The sequence below is a fragment of the Acinetobacter sp. B51(2017) genome (assembly GCF_003711395.1).
Taxonomy (GTDB): domain Bacteria; phylum Pseudomonadota; class Gammaproteobacteria; order Pseudomonadales; family Moraxellaceae; genus Acinetobacter.
Map to the genome: position 1 here is coordinate 1 of NZ_PJRJ01000043.1, position 14460 is coordinate 14460.

Consider the following 14460-nt stretch of genomic DNA (forward strand, 5'->3'; position numbering starts at 1 on the left):
ATTTCAGTAAAAACTTGTCGAGGTACGCCAACCAAGCGTTTGAATTCAGAATCTGAAAAACGGTTTAATTTCTGATATCTCATGAAATTTATATGGAGGTGATTTTTACTTTCGCAAGAGGTCTAATTTAAATTGGTTTGCTCGATTACCTCCAAAGTTAGAAGAACTTACGTAGATATTTATTTTAACAACGAACTGATGAATTCAACGAACGATCAAATATTAAAAAGTTGGAACATAAATTTAATCCTTAAAAAAAGCCCGTCGTAGACGGGCTGTTGTGTTAAAAACGCTTTGGAATGCGTTGACCACCAGCGACAGGAATTTCAGCATTTTGCAGTACACCAAACAGCCATTCTTCAGCTTGTTGTACTGCATGTTTTAGTTCAATTCCTTGGGCTAAACGACCTGCAATATAGCTTGCCAGTGAACAACCTGAACCATGATACTCACCCTCTAAACGTGGGCAACGACTTTGCGCAACTTGTATACCATCTACATATAAAGTGTTTTGAATATATTCAGGCGTGTCTTCATGCCCACCTTTGACCAAAACAGCTTTAGCACCTAAAGCAAATAATTTTGCTGTGGCAAGTTCTAAATCATCCTCACCTGTTAAAGCACGTAGCTCGACTGTATTTGGGGTCAACACGGTTGCAAATGGAATAAGCTCAACAAAGGCCTTGACTAAAGTCGCTTGATTACCCAACGAGCCGCCGCTATTGGCCACCAATACGGGATCTAGCACATATAAATAATCAGGATGCTCACCTAAAAACTCCGCTAAGGCTGCAATATTTTCCGTAGTGCCTAACATGCCTGATTTAATACATGTAATGGGTAAATCTTCAACCACAGCATTGGCTTGGGCTAACAATAATGCTTTTGAGGTGGCTTCAAAACCAAACACCTGTTGTGAGTTTTGAATGGTTAAAGCCGTACAGGCAATTGCAGCATGCGCACCACTGGCGCCAATGGCTTCAATATCTGCTTGCAAGCCTGCACCACCAGAAGGATCTAAACCAGAAAAACAAAGTACAGTCGCGCGCACGGGGCAGTCCTTTCAATTTAAAATTGGGTTAGTATAGGCAACTTTATGATGTTCGGGGCGTGTGGTGATTAAAAATATTTTACTGGATTTGGATGGCACCTTAACGGATCCTAAAGTGGGGATTACCACCTCGGCACGTTATGGTTTAAATAAAATTGGTCATCCAGTTGCATTGCATGAAGATTTAGATTGGATCATTGGCCCGCCGCTAAAAGCCTCATTGGCGAAGATTTTACAGGTCGATGTCAGCCATGATTTGGCAGAACAGGCCTTGTTGGGCTATCGGGAACGTTTTGCAGTGACGGGTTTATTTGAAAATGAAGTCTATCCTGAGGTGAAGGAGACTTTAGCTGAACTTAAAGCGCGTGGTTATCAGCTATTTTTAGCCACCGCCAAGCCGACGATTTATGCCAAACAAATTTTACAGCATTTTCATTTAGCGCAGTATTTTAGCGTGATCTATGGCAGTGAACTCAGTGGTGAGCGCACCAATAAAGGTGATTTAATTGCCTATATTTTAGCGCAGCAACATTTAACAGCCAGTGAATGCTTAATGGTGGGCGATCGTGAATACGATATTTTAGGCGCACGCCGCAATGGTATTGAAACCATAGCGGTAGAATACGGCTATGGCTCAGATACAGAAATTAGTGCAGCCAAGCCTAAAGCACGCATTCAAGGCTTTAAACAATTGCTAGATGTATTATAAAGCCAATAATTGTTTGAGATGTGCCGCTAGGCTGCCGACGTCAAGGGTAGTATGCGGCAAGCTTAAAGTTTGATAATGATCATGGCCGAGTTTACGGTCAATTTCAAACAGAACATGCGTTTGTGTTGCTGTTGCGACAAAAGACACTTCTAACTCATTTAAATGACTGAGCCATGCCGTGGGTCTAAACTCTAGTTCTTGATAACAGCCAATACTCGATTGGAAATGACCACCTCGTAATTGACCGCGTTCTACATCGGCTGAATATAAGCTTAAACCACAGTGTTGCAAAGCTGTAATCAGAGTTTGCATCGCTGCATTGGGATAAATGGCTAAGGCATCATCGTCATGCGCATCTACTGCCCAATCAATATCTAAATGAGTATGTAGCCATACTTTGGTGTGATTGGCGTAGCAATTGAGCTGTGTGACTGGCGTTTCAAAAGGCAGTTGAATATTAAATGGGCATTGATGTACCTGCTCGGCTACTAGCTCAAAAGCACCGCTGATGGGCCAACGGGCAATACATTGCGCTTGGCGTGTTTCATGCTCGCCACTTTCGACTTCAACCAGTGTCATCAGTTCTAAATAAATGCCATTCATGCGTTTATTGCTACTGGCACCTTTAAAATGAATTACACCTTGCAAGGCTTGCCCAACCTCTAAGTGTGGACTATGCAACAGGGTGTCGACTTGTACGCCCTGAATGCCAAAACTGGATAATACTTGCTTAAACATGCCTGATCCTTAATGTAGATCTAAATATAAGGTTTCTTTGACTTCTTCCATGACCACATAACTATGTGAAGAGGCCGAAGCGGGTAATTGTTTGAGTAAATCACCTAATAAACGACGATAGGCACTCATTTCTTTGAGACGTGCTTTAACCAAATAATCAAACTCACCTGAAATTAAATGGCATTCTAAAACCTCAGGTAGGGCACTTAAATTACGCGCCACTTGATCAAACACATCACCTGATTTTGCCGATAATTTAATTTCTAAAAATACCAGTAAATTACGATCAACCAATTTGGGGTCTAGGCGAGCATGATAGCCCATAATAATACCGTCACGTTCTAAACGTTTGACGCGCTCTGAACAAGGCGTGGTGGATAAATTGACGCGAGCTGCTAACTCGCTAATGGCAATACGACCTTCTTTTTGCAGAATGTCTAAAATTTGATGATCAATACGATCTAATGCACGCATTTATTTTTCCTGTTATTCATTTTTAAACTTCAAAGAACTGTCCTTTTACCTAGTTTTTAGCATAAAAAATAGTGAATTTCACTATTGATTCGTCAATATACTAGATGAATCAACTAGAAGAATTTTGAGGGTGGCGTCATGCGCGTTTTGGTATTAGGAAGTGGTGTAATTGGTGTGGCAAGTGCCTATTACCTTGCTGCGCAGGGAGCTGAAGTCACGGTCTTAGATCGTCAAAGTGGGCCTGCGGAAGAAACCAGTTTTGGTAATGCAGGACAAATTTCACCGGGCTATTCGACCCCTTGGGCTGCACCGGGGATTCCATTTAAAGCGGTTAAATGGATGTTCCAACATCATGCACCTTTAGCGATTAATTTAGATGGCAGTTTGTGGCAGCTGAATTGGATGGCACAGATGCTCAAAAACTGTAACCCTGCCAGCTATGCTATTAATAAAGAACGTATGACTCGTGTGGCGGAATATAGCCGTGATTGTTTACGTGAATTACGTAAAGACACGGGTATTCATTATGAACATCGTTCTAAAGGCACCTTACAAGTATTTCGTAATGAAGCGCAGCTTGAAATGGTGCAACGTGACATTGCTGTGCTTGAAGAATGTGGCGTGCCGCATGAATTACTATTAGGTCCAGACTTGGCTAAAGTAGAGCCAGCACTGGCATATGCACAAGATAAACTGGTGGGTGGTTTACATTTACCGAATGATGAAACAGGCGATTGCTACCTATTTACCAATGCACTTGCCAATGTAGCCAAAGAAATGGGTGTGCAATTTAAGTTTAATCAAAATGTTGAGCGTTTAGTGACCCAAGGAGATGAAATCACTGGCGTGGTGGTCAATGGTGAAGTTATCACAGCTGATCGTTATGTCTTGGCTTTTGGTAGTTATTCGCGTGATTTCTTAAAACCATTAGATCTTGATTTACCTGTTTATCCAGTCAAGGGTTATTCACTGACCGTACCAATTGTTGATGCTAATTTTGCACCCCAATCTACGGTATTAGATGAAACCTATAAAATAGCCATTACTCGTTTTGACCAACGCATTCGGGTCGGTGGTATGGCAGAGTTGAGTGGCTTTAACCGTGAGTTAAAAACAGATCGTCGTGGCACATTAGAAATGGTGACACAACAGTTGTTCCCAGGTGGTAATTTAAGCGAGGCAAGTTTCTGGACAGGTTTACGCCCAATGACCCCAGACAGCACACCAATTATTGGTGCGACGCGTTTTAGCAATCTGTTTTTAAATACTGGGCATGGCACTTTAGGTTGGACCATGGCATGTGGTTCAGGCAAGTTAGTGAGCGACTTAGTGATGAATCATCAACCAGACATTAGTACAGAAGGATTATCACTGCAACGCTACGCAGCTTAAACACACATTTTCAGGGAAGAAAATATGCCACGTCCAATCCAAGCTGTAGTGCATTTAACTGCACTACAGCATAATTTAACGATCGCCAAACAACGCGTACCACAGGCACAGGTGTTTGCTGTGGTCAAAGCCAATGCTTATGGGCATGGCATTGAGCAGGTTTATCCTGCTTTACGCGAGGCACATGGTTTTGCACTGCTTGATTTAGCTGAAGCACAGCGCCTACGTCAGTTAGGCTGGCAAGGCAAAATTCTACTTCTAGAGGGTGTTTTTCAGCCGCAAGACTTAGCGCTGTGTGCTGAACTCGATTTAAGTTTTAGTTTGCATAGTCCCCATCAAGTTGCATGGTTAGCTGCCTTTGCTCAGCAATCCGCGGCACAGTTTGATGTGTATTTAAAAATGAACAGCGGTATGAACCGTTTAGGTTTTCAGGCAAAAGACTATCGTGCAGTGTTTGAGCAGCTACAAGGTTTCCCTAATGTGCGCTCTATTACCCATATGACGCATTTTTCTGATGCCGATGGACCGCGTTTTTCCCAAGATGGCATTCAGCATCAATACTTAGTTTTTCAAAATACTGTTCAGGCTTTAGGTGGTTTAACTTCGGTCAGCAATAGCGCAGCAATTTTATGCCATTCAGAGCATATTCAATCCGATATTGTGCGTAGCGGGATTATGCTCTATGGCAGCTCCCCCAATTACCCCAAGCAAAGCATTGAAGATTGGAATTTAAAGCCGAGCATGAGCCTGCGCAGTGAAATTATTGCTATTCAAGAGATTGAGCAAGGTGAAACGGTCGGTTATGGCTCTCAATTTATTGCTGAGCGTCAGATGCGTATAGGCGTGGTGGCTTGTGGCTATGCTGATGGTTATCAACGCATCTCACCCACAGGTACCCCCGTATTGGTTGACTCTCAACGCAGCCAGATTTTAGGGCGCGTCAGTATGGATATGCTGGTGGTCGATCTGAGTCAACATCCGCAGGCCAATATTGGCAGTGAAGTGGTGCTATGGGGCCAATCTTCACAAGGCACAGTATTAAGTATTGATGAAGTCGCAGCGGCTTCAGGCACATTAGGTTATGAGTTGATGTGTGGCGTGACTGCCCGCGTACCGATGCAAGTGCTTTAAATTTAACAAGGATATACAACAAGATGACGGATATTCAACGCTTCGACAGCAATCAAGTTATGAGTGCAGCGACGGTCTTTAATCAAGTGGTGTATTTATCGGGTCAAGTGCCTAAAAATACTGCACAGGATGTTGCAGGGCAAACCCGTGAAATCTTAACCACTATTGATAAAATATTACATGAAAATGAAAGTGATAAATCACGAATATTATCTGCACAGTTATTTTTAAAACATCTGAGCGATTTTCAAGTGGTTAATCAAATTTGGCAAGAGTGGTTGCATGGGTGTACTAAACCTGCTCGCGCCACCATTCAAGCTGATCTGGTCAATCCTGATTGGAAAATTGAAATTGCAATTACTGCTGCACAGTTTTAACTGTGCAGTTTTTTTTAGTGCTTTAAGTTTTAAGAAACAGGACGTTTTTTAAAGTTCAATATTTAAGCAGTAATTTTGCTTTAAATATAAGTGTAATAAGGACATCAATCCAATGACAACAATGCAACATAATGATGCGCCTGCTGATGAATTGCAGCGTAAACTTTCGAACCGACACCTACAACTCATTGCTATTGGCGGTGCAATTGGTACGGGTTTATTTATGGGTTCGGGTAAAACCATTGCTTTAGCTGGGCCTTCAATTTTATTTATTTATATGATCATTGGCTTTATGTTTTTTTTCTTAATGCGTGCATTAGGAGAAATATTATTAGCAAATTTACATTACAAGTCATTTATTGATATGGCACGCGATCTGATTGGTCCAGGAGCTGCCTATTATATTGGTTGGTCATATTGGCTGGGTTGGGTACTGGTCGGTATTGCCGACTTAGCTGCGATTATCAATTACTTAAGTTTTTGGTTACCCGAAGGCGCAGCGTTTAGCCCTATGCAACAAGCCATGATTAGTGTTGGCTGTGTATTGTTGGTTTTGGGCTTAAATCTTCTGACTGTGAAATTATTTGGTGAAATTGAGTTTTGGTTTGCTTTAATTAAGATTCTAGCCATTTTAAGCTTAATTGGCATTGGTGGCTTTATGGTGTTTAATCAGTTCCAAGCGCCAGATGGCAGTGTGGCAAGTTTTAGTCATGTATGGTCGGGAGGTATGTTTCCCAAAGGTACAGATGGTTTCTTAGCAGGTTTCCAAATTGCATTGTTTGCTTTTGTGGGGGTAGAGTTGTTGGGTACCATGGCTGCAGAGACCAAAGACCCTGAGAAGAACCTCCCTAAAGCGGTCAATGCTATTCCAACGCGAATTATTTTATTCTACGTTTTATCTTTGTTTGTGGTGATGTCAGTAACGCCATGGGCAAAAATTCCAGCCGATCAAAGCCCATTTGTGAGCTTATTTATGCATGCTGGAATTGGTGCTGCGGCCTTAATTATGAACTTGGTGGTCTTGTCATCGGTGATGTCATCGATGAATAGTGGGGTATTTTCTACCAGTCGTATGCTATTTGGTTTAGCGCGTGGTCAACAAGCACCTGCGGCTTTAGCCCATTTATCCAAACGTGCCGTACCTGCTAAAGGTTTGCTTTTTTCTTGTAGCTTTATTATGGCAGGCGCTGCCTTACAGTATTTTGTGCCGAACACCTTAGAAGCGTTTACTCTTGCAACATCGCTGTGTGTAATCTTATTTATTAGTATTTGGAGTCTGATTATGGTGTGTTATTTACGCTATCGTAAGTTACGCCCAGAACAACATGCCCAATCTAAGTTTAAGATGCCAGGTGGGGTGTGGATGAGTTATATCGTACTGATCTTCTTAGCCTTTGCTTTGGTGATTTTAAGCTTAGAACCTGATACTTTTAATGCATTAAAAGTAAGCCCACTATGGCTGGTGATTTTATCGGTAACTTACTACGTATTGTATCGTCCACGTGTATTGGCTGCTAAAAAAGCCGCTTTAAAAACCCAGTAATCAAGGCATAAAAAAATCCCCGACGTATCGGGGATTTTTTTTGAATGATTTAAAAGATCGGTTTAACCACCACTAAGATGACAACTGCAAATAAAATAAACGTCGGCAACTCATTAAAGAAGCGCCAAAATTTATGTGATTTATAGTGTGCATTCTCAATTAGTTTTTTGCGGTAATAGCCACAGACCAAATGATAAATCACCAATAAGCCGACTAAGCCGACCTTGAGGTAAAACCATGTCGCTGCATGATAATGCTGTGTGGCATCGCCCCAATCCACTAAAAAGTGTGCTGTAATTAAAGTGGCCAACATTGCTGGCCACATAATCCCTCGATACAGCTTGCGTTCCATGATTTGAAAGCGTTGGTGGCTGGTCTGATCTTCGCTCATCGCATGATAAACAAACAGCCTTGGTAAATAAAACAAAGCAGCAAACCAGCATACTACGGCAATAATATGTAACGCTTTTACCCAAAGGAAAGCATCAGAAGGAGCATCCATTAAATCACCCTAAGGGTGCATTAGCCTTCCCATTTTTTGAAAACGAGACAAGCGTTTACACCGCCAAAACCAAAACTGTTACTCATTACAGTATTCAGTTTTGTGTCACGTTTTTCAAGTACGATATCAAATGGTTTTGCACCTTCATCAAGTTCAGTGACATTGATATTTGGGGCAATAAAGTCATTTTGCATCATTAGTACAGAGTAAATCGCTTCGTGTACACCCGCTGCACCTAAGCTATGACCTGTCATCGATTTGGTTGAGCTCAGTGGTGGCACATTACCTTCACCAAATGCACGCTCCATTGCAAGAAGTTCTGTCACGTCACCTGCCGGTGTTGAGGTACCATGGGTATTTACATAGTCAATTTTGTCAACGCCGTGTTGTTTCGCTTCTTCTAAAGCCATTAGGACACAACGTGTTGCACCTTCACCGCTTGGTGCAACCATATCCGCACCATCGGCATTGGCAGCATAGCCTACCACTTCCGCTAAGATATTCGCACCGCGTGCTTGCGCATGTTCTAGTGATTCAAGTACCACAAAACCGCCACCACCAGCAATCACAAAACCATCACGGTCAGCTGAATAAGGACGTGAGGCAGTTTCTGGTGAGTCATTGTATTTAGAACATAATGCACCCATGGCATCAAACAATAAGCTTTGTGACCAATGATCTTCTTCACCGCCACCTGCAAGCATTAAATCTTGTTTGCCAAGCTGGATCATGTTGTAAGCATAACCAATCGCATCAGCAGAAGTTGCGCATGCACTGGTAATAGTGTGCGAAATACCTTGTAATTTAAATGCCACACCCACATTTGCGGTAATGGTGTTGGTCATGTTACGTGGTACAAAGAATGGACCGACTTTACGTGCACCTTTACTTTCTAGCAGTTCGTTCATTTCAATTACAGATGCTGTAGAGCCGCCACCTGAACCACCTGCAATACCGTAGCGTGGATTACCACCAAGCTGTTCTGCTGTTAAGCCTGCGTGTTCTACCGCAGCCAAAGCTGAGTTATAAGCATACATGGCACATACGCCCATAAAACGTTTCAGTTTACGGTCGATGTTGTCAAAGTCTTGTTCTGCTGCAGCACTGACATGACTCTTAAAGTTTAAATCTGCATAAGTCTGGTTAAAACGTGTCCCAGAAATTCCGTTTTGTAACGAATGTAACACATCATCTAATGTATTACCGATGCATGAGTTGATGCCCATACCAGTGATCACAACACGCTTCATCTACAGTTCCTTTATATAGTGATTTTGTAAAGTATACGCGGCAAGAAATGCTGCATACTTATGTTTTTCAATGCGTTCATGATAGCAGAAAGATTTTTGATTTCTTATGGCAAATCCTATGCCTGTTGTTGAGTGATTTATTTTGCAACCAAATACGTTATGAGTTAACCAAAAGATACATAATCAAGTTGAGATAAACATAGACTACACCTAGTATTTAGCGAGAAAGTTCAAATTTACACAGAGGGGTAAATCAGCGTGAACAGTAAAAATAATCAAGCCGAAGGATTGTTCGAGAGTGCGCTTGGAGTGGCTAAAAAGCTCAGTCACTCAGGCCTTGAGGTGTTAAATAAAGTAGGACAAAATCAGAAAAAATCTGAAAAAGACCATCCTATCGAGCAAGATGGGGCGAGCTTGCCTAATTTATCTCAACAATTACTCGGTCGTCATTATGCCAGCGTGAATAAAGTCACCAGTTTTGTTGCACCTGATTTAAGCGATAAATTTTCTGCGTATTTATTTGAGCAGTTAAATCATTTAGGTTCACGTTTAAGTGCGGTGGATCAAATTTTAGATGAGGCAGGCGTCAAAGATTTAGAAGAGCTTACCCAAGATGTAGATCGCTCAAAACGCCTAAGTGAATTGTTGGCCAATCAAAATAAATGGCTGGCTTCGGCACAAGGGGCGCTCAGTGGTGCTACGGGCGTATTGGGTTCTGCCATTGATGTACCTGCTTCTTTATTATTGTCTTTACGTAGTATTTATCAAATTGGCCGTGCCTATGGTTTTGAGTTAAATCAAGACACTGAGCAAGACATGGTACAATTTATTTTCAAACAAATTGACTTAAGTTTAATTGCGCAAAAACAAAGCTTACTCATGGCATTAAAAGCCCTATCAAGTGCTTTAGAAACGCATGATTTTAATCAATTACAGCAATTATTAGGCACCAATCAGGATGCCGAAACTTTAAAGCAATGGCTCAAAGATGCCGAAGGACAAGCCAAGTTCGAATGGTTAAATCATTTACCTAAACTGAGTATTTTAAGTAAGTTAACTCCTGTAGCAGGCGCATCGGTGAGTGCGGCATATAGCTGGAAGTTGCTGGAAGATGTTAATCAAAAAGCTCAAGACATTTTTTCAGAAGCACGCGCGTATATACAACAGCATCAAGATTTAAACTTATCACCTATTGCGGCTTATGAAAAATCGCGTGAATATTTTGCAGCTAAGCAACAGGTGGGCGAGCTGAAGCTAAATCAGCCAGTGGAATTATTTGATCATGCCACTATTGCTAAAGTCGAGATTCAGAAAAAACAGCACACTGATACAGATACTCAACCAGTTGAAAACCGTGTACATGAGGATTTAAAACAGTTAGCTGACCAACTGGTTGAATCGCATGATCACGTACCAGCGCAACAACCTGCATTAAAACAAGACCTTGATTTTAAACAATTTTCTGAAGATCAGTTTGAGCCACAAACAGACAAACCAAAGCAAAAATAAAATGCGCTAGCACTGCAAGGCATAGGGTAATTAAGCCTTAAGCCTGTGCTTTAAATAGAGTGATGAGCAAAGGGTTATTGTTGAGTTTTTTGTATTTTTTTTGTAGAGCAAACGCGCTTTGTTGTACTTGCTAATATTGACCATTTGACGATCTTATCTTACAATTATATGCCCTCAAAAAGTGGTACATTTTTTGGGGCTTTTTATTAACGGGAGAATTGCCAAATGGCAACAACAAATCAGTTGATCCGTAAGGGTCGTACAACTTTAGTTGAAAAATCTAAAGTTCCTGCGTTGAAGGCTTGTCCACAACGTCGTGGTGTTTGTACACGTGTTTACACAACTACACCTAAAAAACCTAACTCAGCAATGCGTAAAGTTTGCCGTGTTCGCTTAACTTCAGGTTTCGAAGTTTCTAGCTACATCGGTGGTGAAGGCCATAACCTACAAGAGCACAGTGTTGTTCTTATCCGTGGTGGTCGTGTTAAAGACTTACCAGGTGTACGTTACCATACCGTTCGTGGTTCTTTAGACTGTGCTGGTGTTAAAGATCGTAACCAGTCTCGTTCTAAATACGGTACTAAACGTCCTAAGAAATAATTCGTTCAGAATTAGCTCTTAAGGTCTAGAACCGCAATCCTTTATCGTCTCGCTTGTCTGATTTCTGCATTTAATTTTGTGAAATTCAAGCGACGTGTAGTAAGGCCAGCGAATTGTACATGACACTTTGTACTCATGCTGGATAAACCTGAAGTGTCATATTTATAGGTAGTTTAAAATGCCAAGACGTCGCGTAGTCGCTGCTCGTGAAATCCTTCCGGATCCAAAATTCAGTAGCCAAACAATCGCTAAATTCATGAACCACGTAATGCAAGATGGTAAAAAATCTATTGCTGAAAGTATCGTTTACGGTGCTTTAGACCGCGTTCAAGAAAAATCTAAAGTAGACCCAGTTGAATTTTTCGAGACTACTCTTGAAAAAGTTCGCCCTATGGTCGAAGTAAAAGCACGCCGTGTTGGTGGTGCTACATACCAAGTTCCTATGGAAGTACGCCCATCCCGTCGTACTGCTCTAGCGATGCGTTGGTTAGTAGACGCTGCTGCTAAGCGTTCTGAAAAAACTATGGCTCTACGTCTTGCTGGTGAGTTGCTTGATGCAGCTGAAGGTAAAGGCGCAGCAGTTAAGAAACGTGATGATGTGCACCGTATGGCTGAAGCCAACAAAGCATTCTCTCACTACCGTTTCTAAGCAAATAAAACAGGCCCTTATCAGGACGGTGATGATTTGGATTTCACCTGATTGTCATCAAAACGCTTTAAGTTGCTAGCAGCTTAAAGCGTCCTGTTTTAAACAACAAAATTTAGGAATGCAAGAGATCATGGCTCGTCAAACCCCAATTTCTCGTTACCGTAACATTGGTATCTCAGCGCACATTGATGCTGGTAAAACAACTACGTCTGAACGTATTTTGTTCTACACAGGTGAGAGCCACAAGTTAGGTGAAACTCACGAAGGTTCTGCAACTACGGACTGGATGGAACAAGAACAAGAACGTGGTATTACTATTACCTCAGCAGCAGTAACATGCTTCTGGAAAGGTATGGCTAACCAGTTCGAACAACACCGTATTAACGTAATTGACACCCCGGGACACGTAGACTTCACAATCGAAGTTGAACGTTCTATGCGTGTTCTTGACGGTGCGTGCATGGTTTACTGTGCTGTAGGTGGTGTACAACCTCAGTCTGAAACTGTATGGCGTCAAGCAAACAAATATAAAGTTCCACGTATTGCGTTCGTTAACAAAATGGACCGTACTGGTGCAAACTTCTTCCGTGCTGTTGAACAAGTTAAAACACGTCTTGGCGGTAACCCAGTGCCAATCGTTGTGCCAATCGGTGCTGAAGAAAACTTCCAAGGTGTTGTTGACCTAATCGAAATGAAAGCGATTATCTGGGACGAAGCGTCTCAAGGTATGAAGTTCGAATATGGCGAGATCCCTGCGGACCTAGTTGAGTTAGCTCAAGAATGGCGTACTAACATGGTTGAAGCTGCTGCGGAAGCATCAGAAGAACTCATGGACAAGTACCTAGAAGAAGGTGAGTTAAGCAAAGAAGAAATCGTTGCTGGTATTCGTGCGCGTACATTGCTAAACGAAATCCAACCGATGCTTTGTGGTTCTGCGTTCAAAAACAAAGGTGTTCAACGTATGTTGGATGCTGTTATTGAATTCTTACCTGCGCCAACTGACGTTGAAGCAATTAAAGGTATCTTAGACGACAAAGACGAAACTGAAGGTTCTCGTGAAGCGTCTGATGAAGCACCGTTTGCTGCGTTAGCGTTCAAAATCATGAACGACAAATTCGTTGGTAACTTAACGTTCGTACGTGTTTACTCTGGTGTGCTTAAAGCAGGTAGCCCATGCTACAACCCAGTGAAAATGAAGCGTGAACGTGTTGGTCGTATCGTACAGATGCACGCAAATGACCGTCATGACATCGAAGAAATTCGTGCGGGCGACATCGCGGCGTGTGTAGGTCTTAAAGATACAACGACTGGTGATACATTATGTGATGAAAACCACGTAATTACACTTGAGCGTATGGAATTCCCAGAGCCAGTAATTGCACTTGCAGTTGAACCTAAAACTAAAGCTGACCAAGAAAAAATGTCAGTTGCTTTAGGTCGTTTGGCAAAAGAAGATCCATCGTTCCGCGTACGTACTGACGAAGAATCTGGTCAAACAATTATTGCTGGTATGGGTGAGCTTCACCTTGACATCATCGTTGACCGTATGAAGCGTGAATTCGGTGTTGAAGCGAACATTGGTAAACCAATGGTATCTTACCGTGAAACGATTAAAAAATCGGTTGAGCAAGAAGGTAAATTCGTTCGTCAAACTGGTGGTAAAGGTAAATTCGGTCACGTATATGTACGTCTTGAACCGCTTGATCCTGAATCAGAAAAAGAATACGAATTCGCTGAAGAAGTTGTAGGTGGTGTAGTACCTAAAGAATTCTTCGGTGCGGTTGACAAAGGTATTCAAGAACGTATGAAGAACGGCGTTTTAGCTGGCTACCCAGTAGTTGGCATTAAAGCGACTTTATTCGACGGTTCTTACCACGATGTCGATTCTGATGAATTATCGTTCAAAATGGCGGGTTCTTATGCCTTCCGTGATGGTTTCATGAAAGCGGATCCTATCCTTCTTGAACCAATCATGAAAGTTGAAGTAGAAACTCCAGAAGACTACATGGGCGATATCATGGGTGACTTAAACCGTCGTCGTGGTATGGTTCAAGGTATGGACGATTTACCTGGTGGTACTAAAGCAATCCGTGCAGAAGTTCCACTTGCTGAGATGTTCGGTTACGCAACTCATATGCGTTCTATGTCTCAAGGTCGTGCGACTTATTCTATGGAATTTGCTAAATATGCTGAAACTCCACGTAACGTGGCTGAAGGCATCATTGCTAAATTCCAAGCTGGCGGTAAAAAAGGTGACGACGAGTAATCTTTCGATTACTATACTTACCTAACTAATTTATAGTTAAATTCTAATGCTCATGCAGTGATCCTGCATGAGTAATCTACAAAGGAAGATAAACATGGCTAAGGCTAAGTTTGAACGTAATAAACCACACGTTAACGTGGGTACAATTGGTCACGTCGACCATGGTAAAACAACTTTAACAGCTGCGATTGCAACTGTATGTGCGAAGAAATTCGGTGGTGAAGCACGTGACTACGCTGCGATCGACTCAGCACCAGAAGAAAAAGCAC

Annotated in this window: 15 protein-coding genes; 10 read left to right on the forward strand and 5 right to left on the reverse strand. The window is 42.0% G+C overall.

Annotation, left to right across the window (positions count from 1 at the left end; all coding sequences use genetic code 11):
- Positions 1-283 precede the first annotated feature (283 nt).
- Complete coding sequence (locus CYK47_RS13860) at positions 284-1051, reverse strand: hydroxymethylpyrimidine/phosphomethylpyrimidine kinase (protein WP_122902397.1); 768 nt, start codon at positions 1049-1051, stop codon at positions 284-286.
- 64 nt (positions 1052-1115) lie between these two features.
- Here CYK47_RS13860 and CYK47_RS13865 point away from each other — a divergent pair, with 64 nt between their 5' ends.
- On the forward strand, positions 1116-1760 hold the full coding sequence (locus CYK47_RS13865; protein WP_122902408.1) for an HAD-IA family hydrolase: 645 nt from the start codon (positions 1116-1118) through the stop codon (positions 1758-1760).
- Here CYK47_RS13865 and CYK47_RS13870 read toward each other — a convergent pair.
- Positions 1755-2498: a sporulation protein gene (locus CYK47_RS13870; protein WP_122902398.1), complete on the reverse strand. Its 744-nt coding sequence runs from the start codon at positions 2496-2498 to the stop codon at positions 1755-1757. The genes CYK47_RS13865 and CYK47_RS13870 overlap by 6 nt on opposite strands.
- A gap of 9 nt (positions 2499-2507) precedes the next feature.
- Complete coding sequence (locus CYK47_RS13875; protein WP_122902399.1) at positions 2508-2972, reverse strand: Lrp/AsnC ligand binding domain-containing protein; 465 nt, start codon at positions 2970-2972, stop codon at positions 2508-2510.
- A 138-nt stretch (positions 2973-3110) separates the two neighbouring features.
- Here CYK47_RS13875 and CYK47_RS13880 point away from each other — a divergent pair, with 138 nt between their 5' ends.
- From CYK47_RS13880 to CYK47_RS13895, 4 genes are all read left to right on the forward strand, one after another.
- A complete protein-coding gene (locus tag CYK47_RS13880; RefSeq protein WP_122902400.1) occupies positions 3111-4364 on the forward strand; it encodes a D-amino acid dehydrogenase in 1254 nt (417 codons plus the stop codon).
- 24 nt (positions 4365-4388) lie between these two features.
- Positions 4389-5495 (forward strand): alanine racemase, encoded by a 1107-nt coding sequence (gene alr, locus CYK47_RS13885; protein ID WP_122902401.1) that lies wholly within the window; start codon positions 4389-4391, stop codon positions 5493-5495.
- A gap of 23 nt (positions 5496-5518) precedes the next feature.
- Positions 5519-5872, forward strand: a complete 354-nt coding sequence (locus CYK47_RS13890; RefSeq protein ID WP_122902402.1) for a RidA family protein — start codon at positions 5519-5521, stop codon at positions 5870-5872.
- A gap of 112 nt (positions 5873-5984) precedes the next feature.
- Complete coding sequence (locus tag CYK47_RS13895) at positions 5985-7415, forward strand: amino acid permease (protein ID WP_122902403.1); 1431 nt, start codon at positions 5985-5987, stop codon at positions 7413-7415.
- Positions 7416-7464: 49 nt separating this feature from the next.
- Here the strand turns inward: CYK47_RS13895 and hemJ are convergent, their stop codons facing one another.
- On the reverse strand, positions 7465-7917 hold the full coding sequence (hemJ, locus tag CYK47_RS13900; RefSeq protein ID WP_122902404.1) for a protoporphyrinogen oxidase HemJ: 453 nt from the start codon (positions 7915-7917) through the stop codon (positions 7465-7467).
- Positions 7918-7937: 20 nt separating this feature from the next.
- On the reverse strand, positions 7938-9167 hold the full coding sequence (locus tag CYK47_RS13905) for a beta-ketoacyl synthase N-terminal-like domain-containing protein (RefSeq protein ID WP_122902405.1): 1230 nt from the start codon (positions 9165-9167) through the stop codon (positions 7938-7940).
- Positions 9168-9425: 258 nt separating this feature from the next.
- On the opposite strand from CYK47_RS13905, the gene CYK47_RS13910 reads away from it, so the two are divergent.
- The 5 genes from CYK47_RS13910 to CYK47_RS13930 form a co-directional block, all read left to right on the forward strand.
- A complete protein-coding gene (locus tag CYK47_RS13910; protein ID WP_122902406.1) occupies positions 9426-10676 on the forward strand; it encodes an EcsC family protein in 1251 nt (416 codons plus the stop codon).
- 225 nt (positions 10677-10901) lie between these two features.
- The gene (gene rpsL, locus CYK47_RS13915) at positions 10902-11276 is read left to right on the forward strand and encodes a 30S ribosomal protein S12 (protein WP_002050319.1); all 375 of its coding nucleotides are present in this window, start codon (positions 10902-10904) and stop codon (positions 11274-11276) included.
- Between the two features lie 178 nt (positions 11277-11454).
- Positions 11455-11925 carry a 30S ribosomal protein S7 gene (rpsG, locus tag CYK47_RS13920; protein WP_122902407.1) on the forward strand — a complete coding sequence of 157 codons (471 nt, stop codon included), beginning with the start codon at positions 11455-11457 and terminating at the stop codon, positions 11923-11925.
- 130 nt (positions 11926-12055) lie between these two features.
- Positions 12056-14191, forward strand: coding sequence for an elongation factor G (gene fusA / locus CYK47_RS13925; RefSeq protein ID WP_122902409.1), 2136 nt, complete (start codon positions 12056-12058; stop codon positions 14189-14191).
- A 94-nt stretch (positions 14192-14285) separates the two neighbouring features.
- Positions 14286-14460: GTP-binding protein (locus tag CYK47_RS13930; RefSeq protein WP_252150261.1), on the forward strand; the 175-nt coding region annotated here is incomplete at its 3' end.